This window comes from Sphingobacterium multivorum, from assembly GCF_039511225.1.
Classification (GTDB): domain Bacteria; phylum Bacteroidota; class Bacteroidia; order Sphingobacteriales; family Sphingobacteriaceae; genus Sphingobacterium.
Window position 1 is genome coordinate 1,197,506 of record NZ_CP154261.1, and the last position, 14,144, is coordinate 1,211,649.

The following is a 14,144-nucleotide window of genomic DNA, read 5'->3' on the forward strand; positions in this document are numbered from 1 at the left end:
AGATTATGGAGCACCAAAAGTCCATTACATGTACATTGCTATCCGGTCTGCTGGTTATTCTTATTTTAATCAGTCCTTTACGCTGTCTACCGGATTCAATCAAACCTCCTTTGCTTCCTATGCCCCATACTGTGAGCTGGAAAACAGGGCGTTATTGTTTGCCGGATCTTGTCCATGTGCATATCAAAGGGGAGGTTGCAAATGCTGATAGGCAGATGTTAAGCCTCTTGTTGAAAGATTGGAATGTAACTCAGGTTATTTTCGACAACTTCAAGAATAAAAATATCACCATTGTTTGTGATCAGGAATTGGATCTACCTTCGGCATCATTGGAGGCTTATCGGATCGACGTGGATAAACAGGGAATACAGATCGAAGCCAGAACGAGTACCGGTGTTTTTTATGCCTTACAAACTCTGGGTCAACTCAGAGGCAATGATGGCAAGTTGCCCTATTGCTCCATTACCGATTATCCTTCCTTTCGCTGGCGCGGTTACTTGGTAGACGTCGGACGAAATTTTCAGTCAATGGATGTGCTAAAGGAGCAGATCAATATCATGGCGCGCTATAAACTGAATATTTTTCACTTTCATTTCACCGAGGATATTGCTTGGCGACTGATCAGCAAAAAATATCCCGGTTTGACCGACTCGACGAATATGAAGCGTTGGAAGGGAAAGTATTATACCGTTGAGGAAATGCAAGAACTAATTCGCTATTGTCGTGATCGGCATATCCAACTTGTACCCGAAATTGATATGCCGGGACATTCAGCAGCATTTCGCCGTTATTTTAAAACTGATATGCAGAGCGATAGCGGCATAGCTATCCTCAAGGAACTGGTTAAGGAATTTGCAAACACTTATCCGGGACTACCTTATCTGCATATTGGGGGGGATGAGGTGAAAATTCATAATCAAGAATTTTTACCGATGATGACAACATGGACGGAGGATTTGGGTCTAAAAACTATTGGTTGGGAACCCGGCGGCAATTTGCAGCCAAACACAATCCGGCAGCTTTGGATGGGTGGTCCAAAGGCTATTACCAATGATTCGCCTTTTGAAGTCATTGATTCAAAGCACTTGTACATCAATCATATGGATCCTTTAGAAACGGTGACGACCTTGTTCTATAGGCAGTTGGGCGGACAGTCTTCAGAAAATGAAAAGTTAATGGGTGCGACGCTATGTTCATGGCCCGATCGCGCGGTGAAGAATGAAAACGATCTATTTCGTCAAAATGGAGTTTACCCCGCTTTATTGACGTTTGCGGAGCGCAGCTGGCGAGGCGAAGGGGATTTTGCATGGCGTAGTAATATCAAAACGGATGTGAAAGGATTGGCTGATTTTGTCGAATTTGAAAAGCGTTTACTTGCACATAAACAACTGTATTTTAATGGTCTTATCTTTCCCTACCACCAACAAAGTAGGCAAAAATGGATATTATACGGGCCTGTGGAAAATAAAGGCGATCTGGGTATGGCCTTAAAAAATGAAGCTACGGGAGATTTTAACGCTTTGAAAAAGATCGGCGAGTTTTACGGAGGTACCATTGTATTGCGCCATTGGTGGGCTGATGTTGTCGAGGGGGCGATTGATCGTCCACTTGAAAATAGTACCGTGTATGCCCTGAGCAAAGTGTGGAGTGAAAAAGGGGGCAACCAAGGTTTTTGGATCGGTTTTAATGATCTCTCGCGTTCGTATGCCAGTGATTCACCACATTTGGGGACCTGGGACGATCGAATGAGCACACTTTGGGTCAATGGACATAAAGTGCTTCCGCCAGATTGGCAACAGGCGGGCAAAAAAGGAGACTTGGAAGTCCCCTTAATTGATGAGGGATACAGTTACCGAAGTCCTACGATGATTCAATTGCGCAAGGGCTGGAATACCATTGTAGTCAAACTGCCCGTGGGGAAATTACAAGGGAAAGACTGGAAAAATCCACTAAAATGGATGTTTACCTGCCTCCCGATTGAAAGAGAGCAGTAAATCGTATATCACAATGCATGAATGCAGATGAAATTTTTAAAGAAAAGTAACAATAAACTTATATCGATATGAAGAAATTAGGAACAATGGTGGTATTTGCAATGTTAGCCAGTATCTGCCATGCACAGGAAGTGAATGTGTTTGTTTCAGGCGAAGAGGGCTATAAAAGCTATCGCATACCTGCCATTGTAAAGGATAAAAATGGGCAGTTAATCGCTTTTGCCGAAGGTCGGGTGGATCATGCTGGCGATTTTGGTAATGTGGATATTGTTTATAAAACCAGTAAGGATAATGGAAAGACCTGGGGGCCATTGCAAGTCGCTGTGGACAACGATAATTTACAGGTCGGAAATCCGGCACCTGTAGTTGATCTATTGGATCCAGCATATCCTCAAGGACGTCTCTTACTTTTTTACAATACGGGAAATAATCATGAGGGAGAAGTGCGCAAAGGGAATGGCCTGCGGGAATGTTGGTCAATTAGTTCATCCGATGGCGGTAAAACATGGTCCAAGCCACAGAATATTACGCTTGAGACACATCGCCCCAATCAACCGTCAGTGAATGCGCAATATACCTTTAAGGACGATTGGCGAACCTATGCGAATACACCTGGGCATGCTTTACAATTTGATTCTGGTAAGTATAAAGGACGCATTTATATTCCTGCTAACCATTCTGAAGGAAATCCGAAAGAAAATGGTAAGGACTATTTTGCGCATTCGTATTACTCGGACGATCATGGAAAGACCTTCAAGATAGGGGCGAGCGTGAAATTTGAAGGATCAAATGAAACCATGGCCGCGCAAATATCGCATACAGGACTGTATATGAATTCCCGTAATCAACAAGGTAACGTAAAATCGAGGATTGTGTCCTATTCCAGTGATGGTGGTGTCAGTTGGGATACAACCTATTATGATAAAAATCTGGCCGATCCAGTCAACCAGGGCTCGGTACTTTCCTGGCAAAAGAAAGGGAAATATGTATTGGCTGTCTGTAATGCTGCATCAACCCATAGACGGGACAATCTAACCGTTCGTTTAAGTAAAGATCAGGGCAAAACATGGTATTTCAATCAGGTCGTTGCCAAAGCTCCCGAAGGTGTGAAAGGGGATTATGCTGCTTATTCCGATTTAGTACTTTTAAATAAAAATAAACTCGGTGTTCTATTTGAAAAAGAGAATTACAGCAAAATTGTCTTTCTGCCAGTAAATTTTAAATAATCAGGCATATCGTGTTATGGAAATAATACACATTTTCTTTCATTTCTTCCTTTTGGTTAAAACAGGAAGGAATGAAAGAAAAAAATGAATCTTCGTTTCTAATGCAGCTTGCTCCACAGGCTGTCAAATAACGCTATAAACTTAAAATAAAACCAATAATCCAAAACTAAATGAGAAAAACCAAATTTTGGCTGGTGTTGAGCCTAATCGCAACTAGCCTGTCTATTTTTGCTTGCAAAAAAGATTCGACAACAACAAAAACTTCGATTCCGGAAGTCAGTAAGGCAAAGGCCTCGACTAAGCTATTCAATGCTACTGCCGTAGCGACAACAGATTACGAACTGATCTGGTCGGATGAGTTTAATAGTAACGGGGGATTTGATTCCACAAAATGGTCTTATGCAGACAGGGGCACTGTCGCATGGAATAAGTATATGACCTCCTTGCCGGCTTATGCATCCCAAGACGGGAGCAATCTTGTATTGCGTATGGATAATGCTGTTGTAGCCGGCGATCCTGTTGCCTATCATGCGGGTGGAGTTAAGTCGATGGGAAAATTTAGTATGACTTATGGTAAAGTTGAAGTGAGAGCTAAGTTTACACAAGGAAGAGGATCCTGGCCTGCGATTTGGATGATGCCCGAACCGGCTACGGCGTATGGAGGCTGGCCAGCCTGTGGTGAAATTGATATTATGGAGCATGTCAACAACGAAAGTGTGATGTATCATACGATCCATAATAGCTCGGTTACCAATGCAAATGGTGGAAGCACCGCTTCAAAAGCGGCCACTTATAATACGACAGATTACAACTTATATACGATGATCTGGAGTCCTAACGACATTCGATTTTACGTCAACAATGTATTGCAGTATACCTACGCAAGGGTTTCTGGTGGCGGAACGCAACAATGGCCATTTGACGTACCTTTTTATCTGATTTTAAATCAGGCTGGTGGAGCTGGATGGCCAGGAGCGATCACAAATGCTGACCTGCCCTTTAGTATGCAGGTTGATTATGTACGTGTGTATAAGCTACCTTTATTTAACAATGGCGATTTCGAAAGTGGTACCATCTATCCATGGACAACATGGGGTGGAGGATCATCGGTCGTTTCCACCGACGCCCGGACAGGAAGCAGATGCATCCGCGAAATTGGCGGGGAGACATCCATTGAACAATACCTGACCGGTTTAACGCCAAATACGACCTATCGGTTCGGTGGCTACGCCAAAGTGTCTACAGCTGGCCAGTCTGTTAGTATCGGCGTCAAAAACTTTGGTGGAACTGCAGTCAATGCGACTATTGGTACGACCAGCTATTCCAATAATTCGGTTACTTTTACAACTGGCGCCAATAATACTACGGCTACGGTCTATTTCTATAAACCCTTGAGCGGTACTGTGTATGGTGATGATTTCTATTTAGAAAAACTGTAAAACAACGGTTGTTCGCTTTTATATTCGCCAACGAGACTTGAAATTTCTTTCGCTGTCAACTGTATTTCCGCAAGATCAGGAAGTGGAAACGGTCTTCAGCAAGTTATGCGGCATAGTGTTCGTCTTTGTTGGACCGTTGAGTGAAAATTTGGGCCTCAAACTATTTGTGATGGTCGTCGCAATTGCTTGATTATAAATAGTTAAGATAAATATTAATCTTGATACATGCAAATACCAACGTATATCTAATCCCACTATTCAATCAGTATTTACACAGTATTTAATCATTGCTTATTCAGTGTACACTGAGCTATCACTGAACGAGCACTGAACGAGCACTGAACAAGCACTGAACAAGCACTGTGAAAAAGACGAATTTGATCGCTCTTTTACACTCATTTGTTCCGGCAGAGATTAATGGAAAAAAATGGCGGGAGTGCCGCGATACGACCCTTAAAAAAGAAAAGCGGTGCGTGGGGTTAAGATGGTAAGCATTGGATTAAAAAAAAACACTTGAAGTGGGGAACTTCAAGTGTTTAACCTAACCAATTATTAACCTAAATTTATGAAAAGTATACTTTCTCAAGTATAGTAGACTATATTCAATATCTGTGCCATTCTACTTGTTAGTTTTATACTATTTTTCTTTGTGTTATTTTTGTTACGTAATATCACTTGATTTGGTTGATGTTATATCTTATTTGGTAATATTTTTATGTTTTTAAAGATGTTAAGTAGTTTGAAAAAGGATTGAGTTAATTTTTGGTAAAATTTCGCCTATTTTATTGGCAAACTTTCCGCATGTGTATATAAAAGAGAACAGCCCCTGTGGAAAATAGGGTAATTGTGATTACACAACGTAACACTTGAAGAGTTCTTTCCACTCATCATCCAGATTGCCTCTGTATACATTTTGTTTGGCGCGGCGATACCAATATTCTGCATTCCATTGATCACCTTCTTTGCGGTGTAAATAAGCATGAACATGTGCTGCGTCGGTTCCCCCCAATTGATCGATGAGGTCGTGCGCGGTTTTCCAATTTCCTTTCAGATCATACCAAAGTGACTTTTGTACCGCTGTCCAATGCTGAAGTGGACTTTCAAGTGATTGAAATTCTTCTATTGTCATATATTTTTTTATTCTGTTATTTCTTTGCTCCAAATTTCATAAATATCGTCTCCTTTCGAGCTTTTTCCTCTATGCTGCCATCTGCCATCTACAATTTCACCGTCAAAGGCCAGTTCTTGCCCAACTCGATTATTGTCTCTCGAAAAGAACTGTATTTTTTCAGTATACCGATTGTTATCGTATTGATAATTGCCCCCGCCAGTACCATAGAAACCTTTTTGTGCAGGATTAATCGCTATCCATTGAAAATAGCCATCAACCAATATTTTGATTGTTTTGCGGTCTGCTTTCGGAATATCCTGCATTTTTTCTCCTTGTTGGCGACCAGTGATACGCCAAAGTGCGTCCAGGTCCTGCGGGACTTTTTTCTGTTTAATATAGAGATGATAGCTATTGGCTATTTTTAGGCGAAGGGAGTCTGCTTCACTCCGATACTGCAATTGGGTTGTTTTGCCGATCGCAGATGAATCCTGTGAATTATACTCGATGGCGATATTGATCAGATTAGGCTGTTTATCAAGTGGCCCACCCCAGGTGTGTTGAAAACGTTTTCTGACATCATCGTAACTTATGAATGAGATATAATGATCTTTAACGAGCATTAGATGTTTATTGATGCCATCCTGATATAGATAGGCTCCGTCGTGAAGTTGCTGTGCCTGGATTTTAGAAAAATAAATTCCAAAAAATAGGAAGAATAGTAGGGTACAATTTTTCATAACGGGTCTAAACTTGTTTCCTCTAAAGATACAAAATAAAACAGCGATACGAATGACGGACATTGGATTTAATCGAATCAAAAAAAAGCTGACCAGTCGCCGCAGTACTGCCAAAAAATGTTAAGCACTTTTATGAGGGGCAGTCCGGCGAACGGTCAGCTTTTCGATAGGAAGTTAAAACTATCTATTTGAACTTACTCGCCAATGCAGCGAGCTTGCTGGCCATATCCGTTTGTGGCTCGGCCTGCTTTTTAGGTTCATTTTTTTTGTTTTTTGGTAGCGCAGGCTTTTCATCTGTTTTCATTGACAATGCGATACGACTACGCTTTTCGTCTACTTCTGTTACTGTTACCATGACGTGTTGCTGTACTTTGACGACTTCATGGGGATCCGATATATAGCGATTCGATAATTGGCTTAGATGTACCAAGCCATCTTGATGTACGCCAATATCAACAAAGGCTCCGAAATTTGTAATATTCGTCACGATTCCTGGCAGCTTCATGCCCACTTTTAAATCCCCAATGGTATTGACGCCATCTGTGAATGAGAATGCTTCGAACTTTTCCCTTGGATCTAATCCGGGTTTCGCTAATTCATTGAGAATATCATTCAATGTCGGTAATCCAACTTCCTCTGAGATATAGTTTTTCAAAGGGATCGATTTTCGCAAGTCAGCGTCAGTCAATAGATCTTCTACTTTTTTGCCAAGGTCTTTGGCCATTTGTTCGACCAATGCATAACGCTCGGGGTGTACCGCCGACGAATCCAGTGGATTTGCGGCATGGCGGATGCGTAGAAAGCCTGCAGCTTGTTCAAAGGCTTTATCGCCAAGGCGAGGAACTTTTTTCAGTTCGCGCCTGGAGGCAAAAGGACCGTTCTCATTCCGGTATTTGATGATCTGTTGTGCCAGGGATGGACCAAGACCGGAAACGTAGGATAAAATTTGTTTGGAAGCCGTATTCAATTCGACACCGACAGCATTTACGCAACTGATGACGGTATCATCCAATGAAGTCTGGAGTTTATTTTGATCTACATCATGCTGATATTGTCCGACACCGATCGATTTTGGATCGATCTTAACCAGTTCAGCCAATGGGTCCATCAACCGTCTACCAATAGATACTGCGCCGCGTACCGTAACATCTTGATCTGGAAATTCTTCACGGGCAGTTTCGGAAGCTGAATAAATAGAGGCTCCACTTTCATTGACCATTACGATGGTAACGTTATTTAATCCGAGTTTCCGTACAAATTCTTCCGTTTCACGACCGGCGGTTCCATTGCCAATTGCGATGGCTTGGATATCGTATTTTGATACTAGATACTGAATTGTTTTTTTTGCTTCTGCAAGCCCGTTGGCGCCTGTATGTGGAAAGATGGCCGTATTTTCTTTGAGCTGTCCCTGTTCGTCCAGAACAACCGTTTTACAGCCTGTACGAAATCCTGGGTCGATCGCGAGCAGCCTTTTCTGCCCTAGTGGAGCGGCTAGAAGTAGTTGACGCACATTGTCGGCAAAAACTTTGATGGCTTCTTCATCGGCTTTTTGACGTGTCAATACACGAATTTCCGTCTCCATAGAAGGTTTTAACAGACGCTTGTAGCTATCGACCAAGGCAAGTTTTACCTGAGCTGCGGCATCGTTGGCACCCTTAACATACATGGATTCGATACTCGGTAGAATTTCTTCTTCATTGATATCGATATCTAAATAGAGTAATTCCTCTTTCTCTCCGCGGCGCATGGCCAGCACACGATGTGAAGGTGCATTTTTCAACGGTTCAGACCATTCGTAATAATCTTTATACTTTAGTGCAGCTTCTTCCTTTCCGGGAACCACCCGTGAAACAAATGTGCTTTTTTCGAGGAAGATCGCTCTCGCTTTGGCTCTCACTGTCGCATCTTCCGCAATGATCTCTGCGATGATATCGCGGGCACCTGCCAGTGCCTCCTCTGTATTCTTGACGCCTTTTTCTTCATCTATTAAACTGTCGGCAAGGGCGAGGAAATCTCCTGTTTCTTGTGCTAGAATAAGATCCGCTAAAGGTTGCAGACCTTTTTCACGTGCCACACTGGCGCGAGTTTTACGCTTGGGTTTGTAAGGTAAATAGATATCTTCGAGACTGGCCATGGTTTCGGCACCCAAAAGCTGCTGCTCAAGCTCCGGTGTCAATTTTCCCTGATCGTTGATCGATTTAAGAACAGCTTCTTTACGTTTATCTAAATCACGCAGCTGCTGGAAACGATCTCTGATCGTGGTGATTTGAACTTCGTCCAAACTACCCGTCATTTCCTTACGGTAGCGTGAGATAAACGGAACAGTAGCACCTTCGTCTAATAGTGCTATAGTCGTGCGAACTTGTTTTTCGCTAATAGAAAGCTCATTAGCAATGGTAATTTCGTGTGTTGATAAGTTCATTGTCGGTTTAATCTTAAAAAGTAGAGCTGTTGAATGGCGATTCAACAGCTCTAAGTATATCTAATTATAAACTAAAGTAGTAAAATTAAGCAGGTTTACTGGTATTGTCCTGCTCAGGAACTTTTTTATCTTCTACCTCGTTGTTTTTCGTTTCAGCAAAATGATCGTTATACCCGTACGTGATGTGAGATGGCTCTTCGCCGTAATCGGGTTGTTTATGTGGGTTATGTTCGACGACACCGGCAGGTGTTGTGAATTCATATTTTTTCTTTGGTTGATCTGTTTCTGAACCTTCTACGGCTTCCTGTGGCTTAGCCCCTTCTTCGTGTGCTGCTTGAGCTTGCTCTTCAGCCAAACGAACATCATTAGGAACAGTTTCTTCTTTTACTTCTGTTTTAACGTCTATGTCTTTCTCGAAATTATTGATCTGATCTGAAATTTCACGTTTGATACCTTCTGATGCATCTTTGAACTCACGTATTCCTCTTCCTAAACCTCTCGCCAATTCAGGAAGTTTTTTGCCTCCAAAAAGTAACAAGATTGCAAACACAATTAAGATCATCTCTTGTGTTCCGATGTTTAGAAATGCTATTACTGGATTGTACATACTCTTTTTCCTCTTCTTTTGATTACTAACTAGATGCTAAGGTACATTTATATTTCTATAGTTCTTAGACCCAAAAGTAAATTTAAGATAATTTTAAGGTATTTGAAACATAAAAATTACTTAATAAAGTGCGGTTATTTGATGGGTGTAAATTGTTGTATTTTTGCTAAATATTTTTTAATATGACGATAGGGCGGAAATATCTTCGTATTTTTGTGGCTATTTTTTTGGGAAATCGATTATGTTGGGAAAATTTAAAACATTTAAACCGTATTACAAAAGTACGATGGTATTGGCGGGGCCAGTGGTGATCTCACAGTTGGGACATACGCTGGTGCATACCGCAGATAGTGTGATTGTTGGACATTTTGCAGGAACTATTCCATTGGCGGCAGTTTCGTTGGTACATGCTGTTTTTATGGTTGTTATGGTCATTGGTTTGGGGATTGCGTATGGCATCACGCCGTTGATTGCGCAAGAGAATGGCCGTGATAATAAAAAAGAATGTGCCATTTTGTTATCTAATAGCTTTTGGTTAAATATTATTGCAGGACTCTTGTTATTCGCATTGGTCTATTTTGGTTCGATGTTGGCGATCGATCACCTCAACCAAGATCCGGCTGTGGTGAAGGAGGCAAAGCCTTATTTGCTTATTCTGAGTTTATCGATGCTTCCATTGATGGTATTTAGCACCTTTAAGCAATTTGCTGAAGGCCTGGGATTTACAAAGCAAGCGATGAATGTAACTATTTGGGGGAATGTATTGAACATTATTTTGGCGATCATCTTTGTCAAAGGGATGTTTGGCATCAGTCCAATGGGGGTCAAGGGAGTCGGATACAGTACATTGATCGACCGTGTGTTAATGATGTCTGTGATGATGACCTATGTCTTGCGATCGCAGAAATTTAAAGGATATATTCAATACTTTAAGATAACAAAGGTCTATCGGGAGCGATTGCTGAAGATCGTGCGTATCGGGGCACCCGTGGCTATGCAATATGTATTTGAAATTGGGGCTTTTGCAGGGGCATCCTTATTGGCGGGTACCATAAGTGCGACAGCGCAAGCTTCTCATCAAGTAGCCATACAGCTGGCCGCGATGACGTATATGATGGCGAGTGGTATTGCTGCTGCTGCAACAATCAAGGTGGGGAATAGTTATGGTAATCGAAATCTTTTTCGTCTCGAACGATTTGCCATCACGTCGTATCAATTGGTGTTGATCTTTATGGTGATTACAGCGTCTTTGTTCGCGCTGTTGAATGATTATTTGCCTTATATCTTTACCTCAGATCATGCCGTGGTGATTATTGCTTCTCAGCTGTTGATTATTGCGGGCCTTTTCCAATTGTTTGATGGTACCCAAGTTGTCGGTCTGGGAGTGTTACGTGGGATGGGGGATGTGAATATACCAACCCTAATCACATTTATCGCTTATTGGATTATTGGGCTACCAAGCGGCTACCTCATGGGCGTCTTGTTTAACTGGGGTATCAAGGGGATTTGGTACGGGTTAACGCTGGGCCTGCTAAGCTCTTCGCTTTTACTTTACCTGCGGTTTCAATTGGTGATTAAGAAGAAAAAAATACAGTTCGAACAAAGTATGTTTAAGTAACAAAACGTATATACTAAATACAAAAAACGGCTCTGTTAAGAGCCGTTTTTTTATTCTGATTGCTAGATTACTCTATTGCTATCCCAGTTTTCCAGGTAGTCGGCCACACGTTTTAAGAAAGTACCTCCGAGGGCACCATCGATTGCACGGTGATCGTAAGAGAGTGACAGATACATCATATGTCTAATACCAATCATATCGCCATACTCTGTTTCTATGACCGCTGGTTTTTTCGTAATGGTACCGACAGCCAAGATTGCAGCTTGCGGTTGGTTAATGATAGGCGTTCCCATAATATTACCGAAAGCGCCGATATTGGTGAATGTGAATGTACCATCTTGGGTATCGTCAGGCTTCAATTTATTCGCCCGTGACCGTTGTGCGAGGTCGTTGACACTTTTACTCAACCCGACTAAGCTTAATTGGTCCGCATTTTTGATGACCGGAACGATGAGATTACCATTAGGCAATGCTGCCGCCATACCAATATTGATGTTTTTCTTCTTGATGATATTGTAACCGTCGATCGATATATTGACCAATGGAAAATCTTTGAGTGCCTTGCTAATAGCCTCGATAAACAAAGGGGTAAACGTGATGTTTTCTCCTTCGCGTTTTTTATAGGCATCTTTAACTTTATTGCGCCACAAAACTAAATTGGTAACATCTGCCTCAACAAAAGAACATACATGGGGAGAGGTCTGTACGCTTTTGACCATATGGTCCGCTATCAATCTCCGCATACGGTCCATTTCAATGATTTCATCACTGCCATTGGCAACGGTGTGAACATGCGACGGAGCGCTGGAGGTTATTTTTGGAGATTCCGTACCCATGCCCGTGCTCGTATTCGTGTGCTCTGCCGGAATGGCTTTTGTCGATTTTGAGGATGAATCCCGATGCGATACATACGTTAAAATATCTTCCTTAGTCACTCTTCCCTCTGCTCCGGTACCCTGGATACGGTCAAGTTCATCCTGGGACAATCCTTCGTGGCGTGCGATATTTTTCACTAAAGGTGAATAGAAGCGAAGGGTATTTTCGTATGAAGAAGATGGAATTTCAGCCGTTACATTGGGCAGCTGGTCTACACCTGGGATGTTCAATGCTATGATTTCTTCGGGAGTTGCCGCTGAAGGAGCGATATTTTCTTGTGCTTGAATCCCAGGTTCTTCATTTTCGCCTTCAATTTCTATAATTGCAACGACTTCACCAACTTGGACAGTCTGGTCTACGGTATAGCAATGCTCTTTTAAAACACCTTTTACAGGGGAAGGTACCTCTGAATCAACTTTGTCAGTTGCAATTTCCAATAAAGTGTCATCTTCATCAATCAGGTCACCAGGTTGTTTTAACCATTTTGTGATTGTTGCCTCGGATACACTTTCTCCCATTTTTGGGAGCAAGAGTTTATATAAAGCCATATTTTTTAGCAATCTCGTTATAGAAAAACGAAGTTAAATAAATTGTGGTTTACTTTCAACAATTTAAAATATTATTCCTTAAATAACGTTTTTTTTGAAATATTATTTTACTCTATTGTGTATCCTGTTCTTTTTCTTTTACAAGCAACTTCCATAGCAGTAATAAAGCATTCATACGGGTACGTTCGATGTTGATCAGTCTGTCGTTATCAAATTGAAACTTCTTGGTTAAAATTTCCTTTTTCCCGGCAACAGCCACCCAAATAGTGCCAACTGGTTTCTCAGCTGTTCCACCACCTGGCCCCGCTATTCCAGTTGTCGCAATAGCATAGTCGGAAGAAAATGCCTTTTTTGAACCGGAAGCCATTTCGATAGCAGTCTGCTCACTTACTGCTCCATATTGGATTAGTGTTTCTTCCTCGACGTTCAACAATTGTTGTTTTAACGCGTTGGAGTAGGGGATGGTACCACCAAGGAATATCGTGCTGCTTCCCGCTACAGCGGTTATTGAAGCGGCGAGGCTACCCCCGGTACAACTTTCCGCGGTCGTTAATGTCGCACCTCGGCGGCCAAGCTCTTTAATCAGATAGGGCTCGATGCTTGTGTCATAGTCCGCGATGACATAGTGTTGTAAACGATGGAGTAGCTTTGTTTTAAAAAGGGCAACCTGGAGCATAATGTCAGATTTATTCCTGCTTTTTCCGGAGAGTCTCAATCGGATAAAGGCCAGGGTTGGTAGATAGGCCAATTTTATGCTGGAAGGAAGTTCTGCTTCGATATCCTTTATTTCTTCTGCCAAATAAGATTCTCCGATTCCGCCAACCAAAATGGTCTCGTGACAGATAAATAAGTCAGGATCCTGTTGGGCTAATAAGGGTAGCACATGTTTTTCCATCAGAAATTTCATCTCAAAGGGCACGCCAGGCATAAAAATAAACCTTTTTTGGTCCTGATGGACCAGCATGCCGGGCGCGGTGCCATAGTTGTTAAATAGGACCTCACAATTTGCTAAAACATCGGCCTGCTGTAGATTAATGTCGAGCATCTTTAGATTGCGCGATTCAAATATGTTTGTCACATGCCGAAGTACATGCTCATCGCGGATCAAGGTGGTTCCAAAATATGCTGCGGCCGTTTTTTTTGTCACATCATCTTTCGTCGGACCCAGACCTCCAGTGATTAAAATAAGATCTGCCCGAGTTGAAGCCTCTTTCAATGTCGTTGAAATAGCCTCTTCGGTATCAGGGATCGATGTCATTTGAACGATATCGACTTCGAATTGGAGCAGTTGTTTGGCAATCCAGCCTGAATTGGTATCAATAATCTGACCGATGAGAATCTCATCGCCTATGGTAATAATCTCTGCTTTCATCTTTAAAATAATTATGCGACACATCCCTACGTTGAAAAATACACATGTTGGTATGTATCGTGTTGGATTTTCTCAATCTTTTCGCGTTAAGATGTCCATGCGCCGGAGCCTAAAAAATGAACATTCAATACCCGAAGATTCAGCATATAAACTTACATAAAATTGCGGCTCAACGAAATGTTAAATTGTTATTT

Annotated in this window: 10 protein-coding genes; 4 read left to right on the top strand and 6 right to left on the bottom strand. The window is 41.9% G+C overall.

The genetic code is table 11. The annotated features are described in order from the left end of the window. Positions 1-5: 5 nt before the first annotated feature. From AAH582_RS04835 to AAH582_RS04845, 3 genes are all read left to right on the top strand, one after another. A complete protein-coding gene (locus AAH582_RS04835; protein WP_343321343.1) occupies positions 6-1,994 on the top strand; it encodes a family 20 glycosylhydrolase in 1,989 nt (662 codons plus the stop codon). Positions 1,995-2,062: 68 nt separating this feature from the next. Continuing rightward, positions 2,063-3,220: a sialidase family protein gene (locus AAH582_RS04840; RefSeq protein WP_286752428.1), complete on the top strand. Its 1,158-nt coding sequence runs from the start codon at positions 2,063-2,065 to the stop codon at positions 3,218-3,220. Positions 3,221-3,390: 170 nt separating this feature from the next. Then, positions 3,391-4,659, top strand: coding sequence for a family 16 glycosylhydrolase (locus tag AAH582_RS04845; RefSeq protein ID WP_343321344.1), 1,269 nt, complete (start codon positions 3,391-3,393; stop codon positions 4,657-4,659). 850 nt (positions 4,660-5,509) lie between these two features. Here the strand turns inward: AAH582_RS04845 and AAH582_RS04850 are convergent. From AAH582_RS04850 to AAH582_RS04865, 4 genes are all read right to left on the bottom strand, one after another. Continuing rightward, a complete protein-coding gene (locus tag AAH582_RS04850; RefSeq protein ID WP_070564877.1) occupies positions 5,510-5,788 on the bottom strand; it encodes a hypothetical protein in 279 nt (92 codons plus the stop codon). Positions 5,789-5,796: 8 nt separating this feature from the next. Continuing rightward, positions 5,797-6,507 (bottom strand): hypothetical protein, encoded by a 711-nt coding sequence (locus AAH582_RS04855; RefSeq protein WP_343321345.1) that lies wholly within the window; start codon positions 6,505-6,507, stop codon positions 5,797-5,799. A gap of 184 nt (positions 6,508-6,691) precedes the next feature. Next, a complete protein-coding gene (locus tag AAH582_RS04860) occupies positions 6,692-8,929 on the bottom strand; it encodes a Tex family protein (protein ID WP_343321346.1) in 2,238 nt (745 codons plus the stop codon). An 85-nt stretch (positions 8,930-9,014) separates the two neighbouring features. Further along, entirely contained in the window at positions 9,015-9,536 is a 522-nt protein-coding gene (locus AAH582_RS04865; RefSeq protein ID WP_046673947.1) for a Sec-independent protein translocase subunit TatA/TatB, read from the bottom strand. A 241-nt stretch (positions 9,537-9,777) separates the two neighbouring features. Between AAH582_RS04865 and AAH582_RS04870 the strand changes: the two genes are divergently transcribed. Next, the gene (locus AAH582_RS04870) at positions 9,778-11,154 is read left to right on the top strand and encodes an MATE family efflux transporter (protein ID WP_343321347.1); all 1,377 of its coding nucleotides are present in this window, start codon (positions 9,778-9,780) and stop codon (positions 11,152-11,154) included. 62 nt (positions 11,155-11,216) lie between these two features. On the opposite strand, the gene AAH582_RS04875 is transcribed toward AAH582_RS04870, so the two are convergent. After that, positions 11,217-12,578, bottom strand: a complete 1,362-nt coding sequence (locus AAH582_RS04875; protein WP_343321348.1) for a dihydrolipoamide acetyltransferase family protein — start codon at positions 12,576-12,578, stop codon at positions 11,217-11,219. Positions 12,579-12,690: 112 nt separating this feature from the next. Continuing rightward, entirely contained in the window at positions 12,691-13,950 is a 1,260-nt protein-coding gene (locus AAH582_RS04880) for a competence/damage-inducible protein A (RefSeq protein WP_343321349.1), read from the bottom strand. Between the last annotated feature and the right edge of the window lie 194 nt (positions 13,951-14,144).

Excerpts from the sequence above, each read along its gene's own strand:
- AAH582_RS04850 (WP_070564877.1), bottom strand. The coding sequence starts at position 5,788 with ATGACAATAGAAGAATTTCAATCACTTGAAAGTCCACTTCAGCATTGG.
- AAH582_RS04880 (WP_343321349.1), bottom strand. The coding sequence starts at position 13,950 with ATGAAAGCAGAGATTATTACCATAGGCGATGAGATTCTCATCGGTCAG.
- AAH582_RS04865 (WP_046673947.1), bottom strand. The coding sequence starts at position 9,536 with ATGTACAATCCAGTAATAGCATTTCTAAACATCGGAACACAAGAGATG.
- AAH582_RS04870 (WP_343321347.1), top strand. The coding sequence starts at position 9,778 with ATGTTGGGAAAATTTAAAACATTTAAACCGTATTACAAAAGTACGATG.
- AAH582_RS04855 (WP_343321345.1), bottom strand. The coding sequence starts at position 6,507 with ATGAAAAATTGTACCCTACTATTCTTCCTATTTTTTGGAATTTATTTT.
- AAH582_RS04835 (WP_343321343.1), top strand. The coding sequence starts at position 6 with ATGGAGCACCAAAAGTCCATTACATGTACATTGCTATCCGGTCTGCTG.
- AAH582_RS04845 (WP_343321344.1), top strand. The coding sequence starts at position 3,391 with ATGAGAAAAACCAAATTTTGGCTGGTGTTGAGCCTAATCGCAACTAGC.
- AAH582_RS04875 (WP_343321348.1), bottom strand. The coding sequence starts at position 12,578 with ATGGCTTTATATAAACTCTTGCTCCCAAAAATGGGAGAAAGTGTATCC.
- AAH582_RS04840 (WP_286752428.1), top strand. The coding sequence starts at position 2,063 with ATGAAGAAATTAGGAACAATGGTGGTATTTGCAATGTTAGCCAGTATC.
- AAH582_RS04860 (WP_343321346.1), bottom strand. The coding sequence starts at position 8,929 with ATGAACTTATCAACACACGAAATTACCATTGCTAATGAGCTTTCTATT.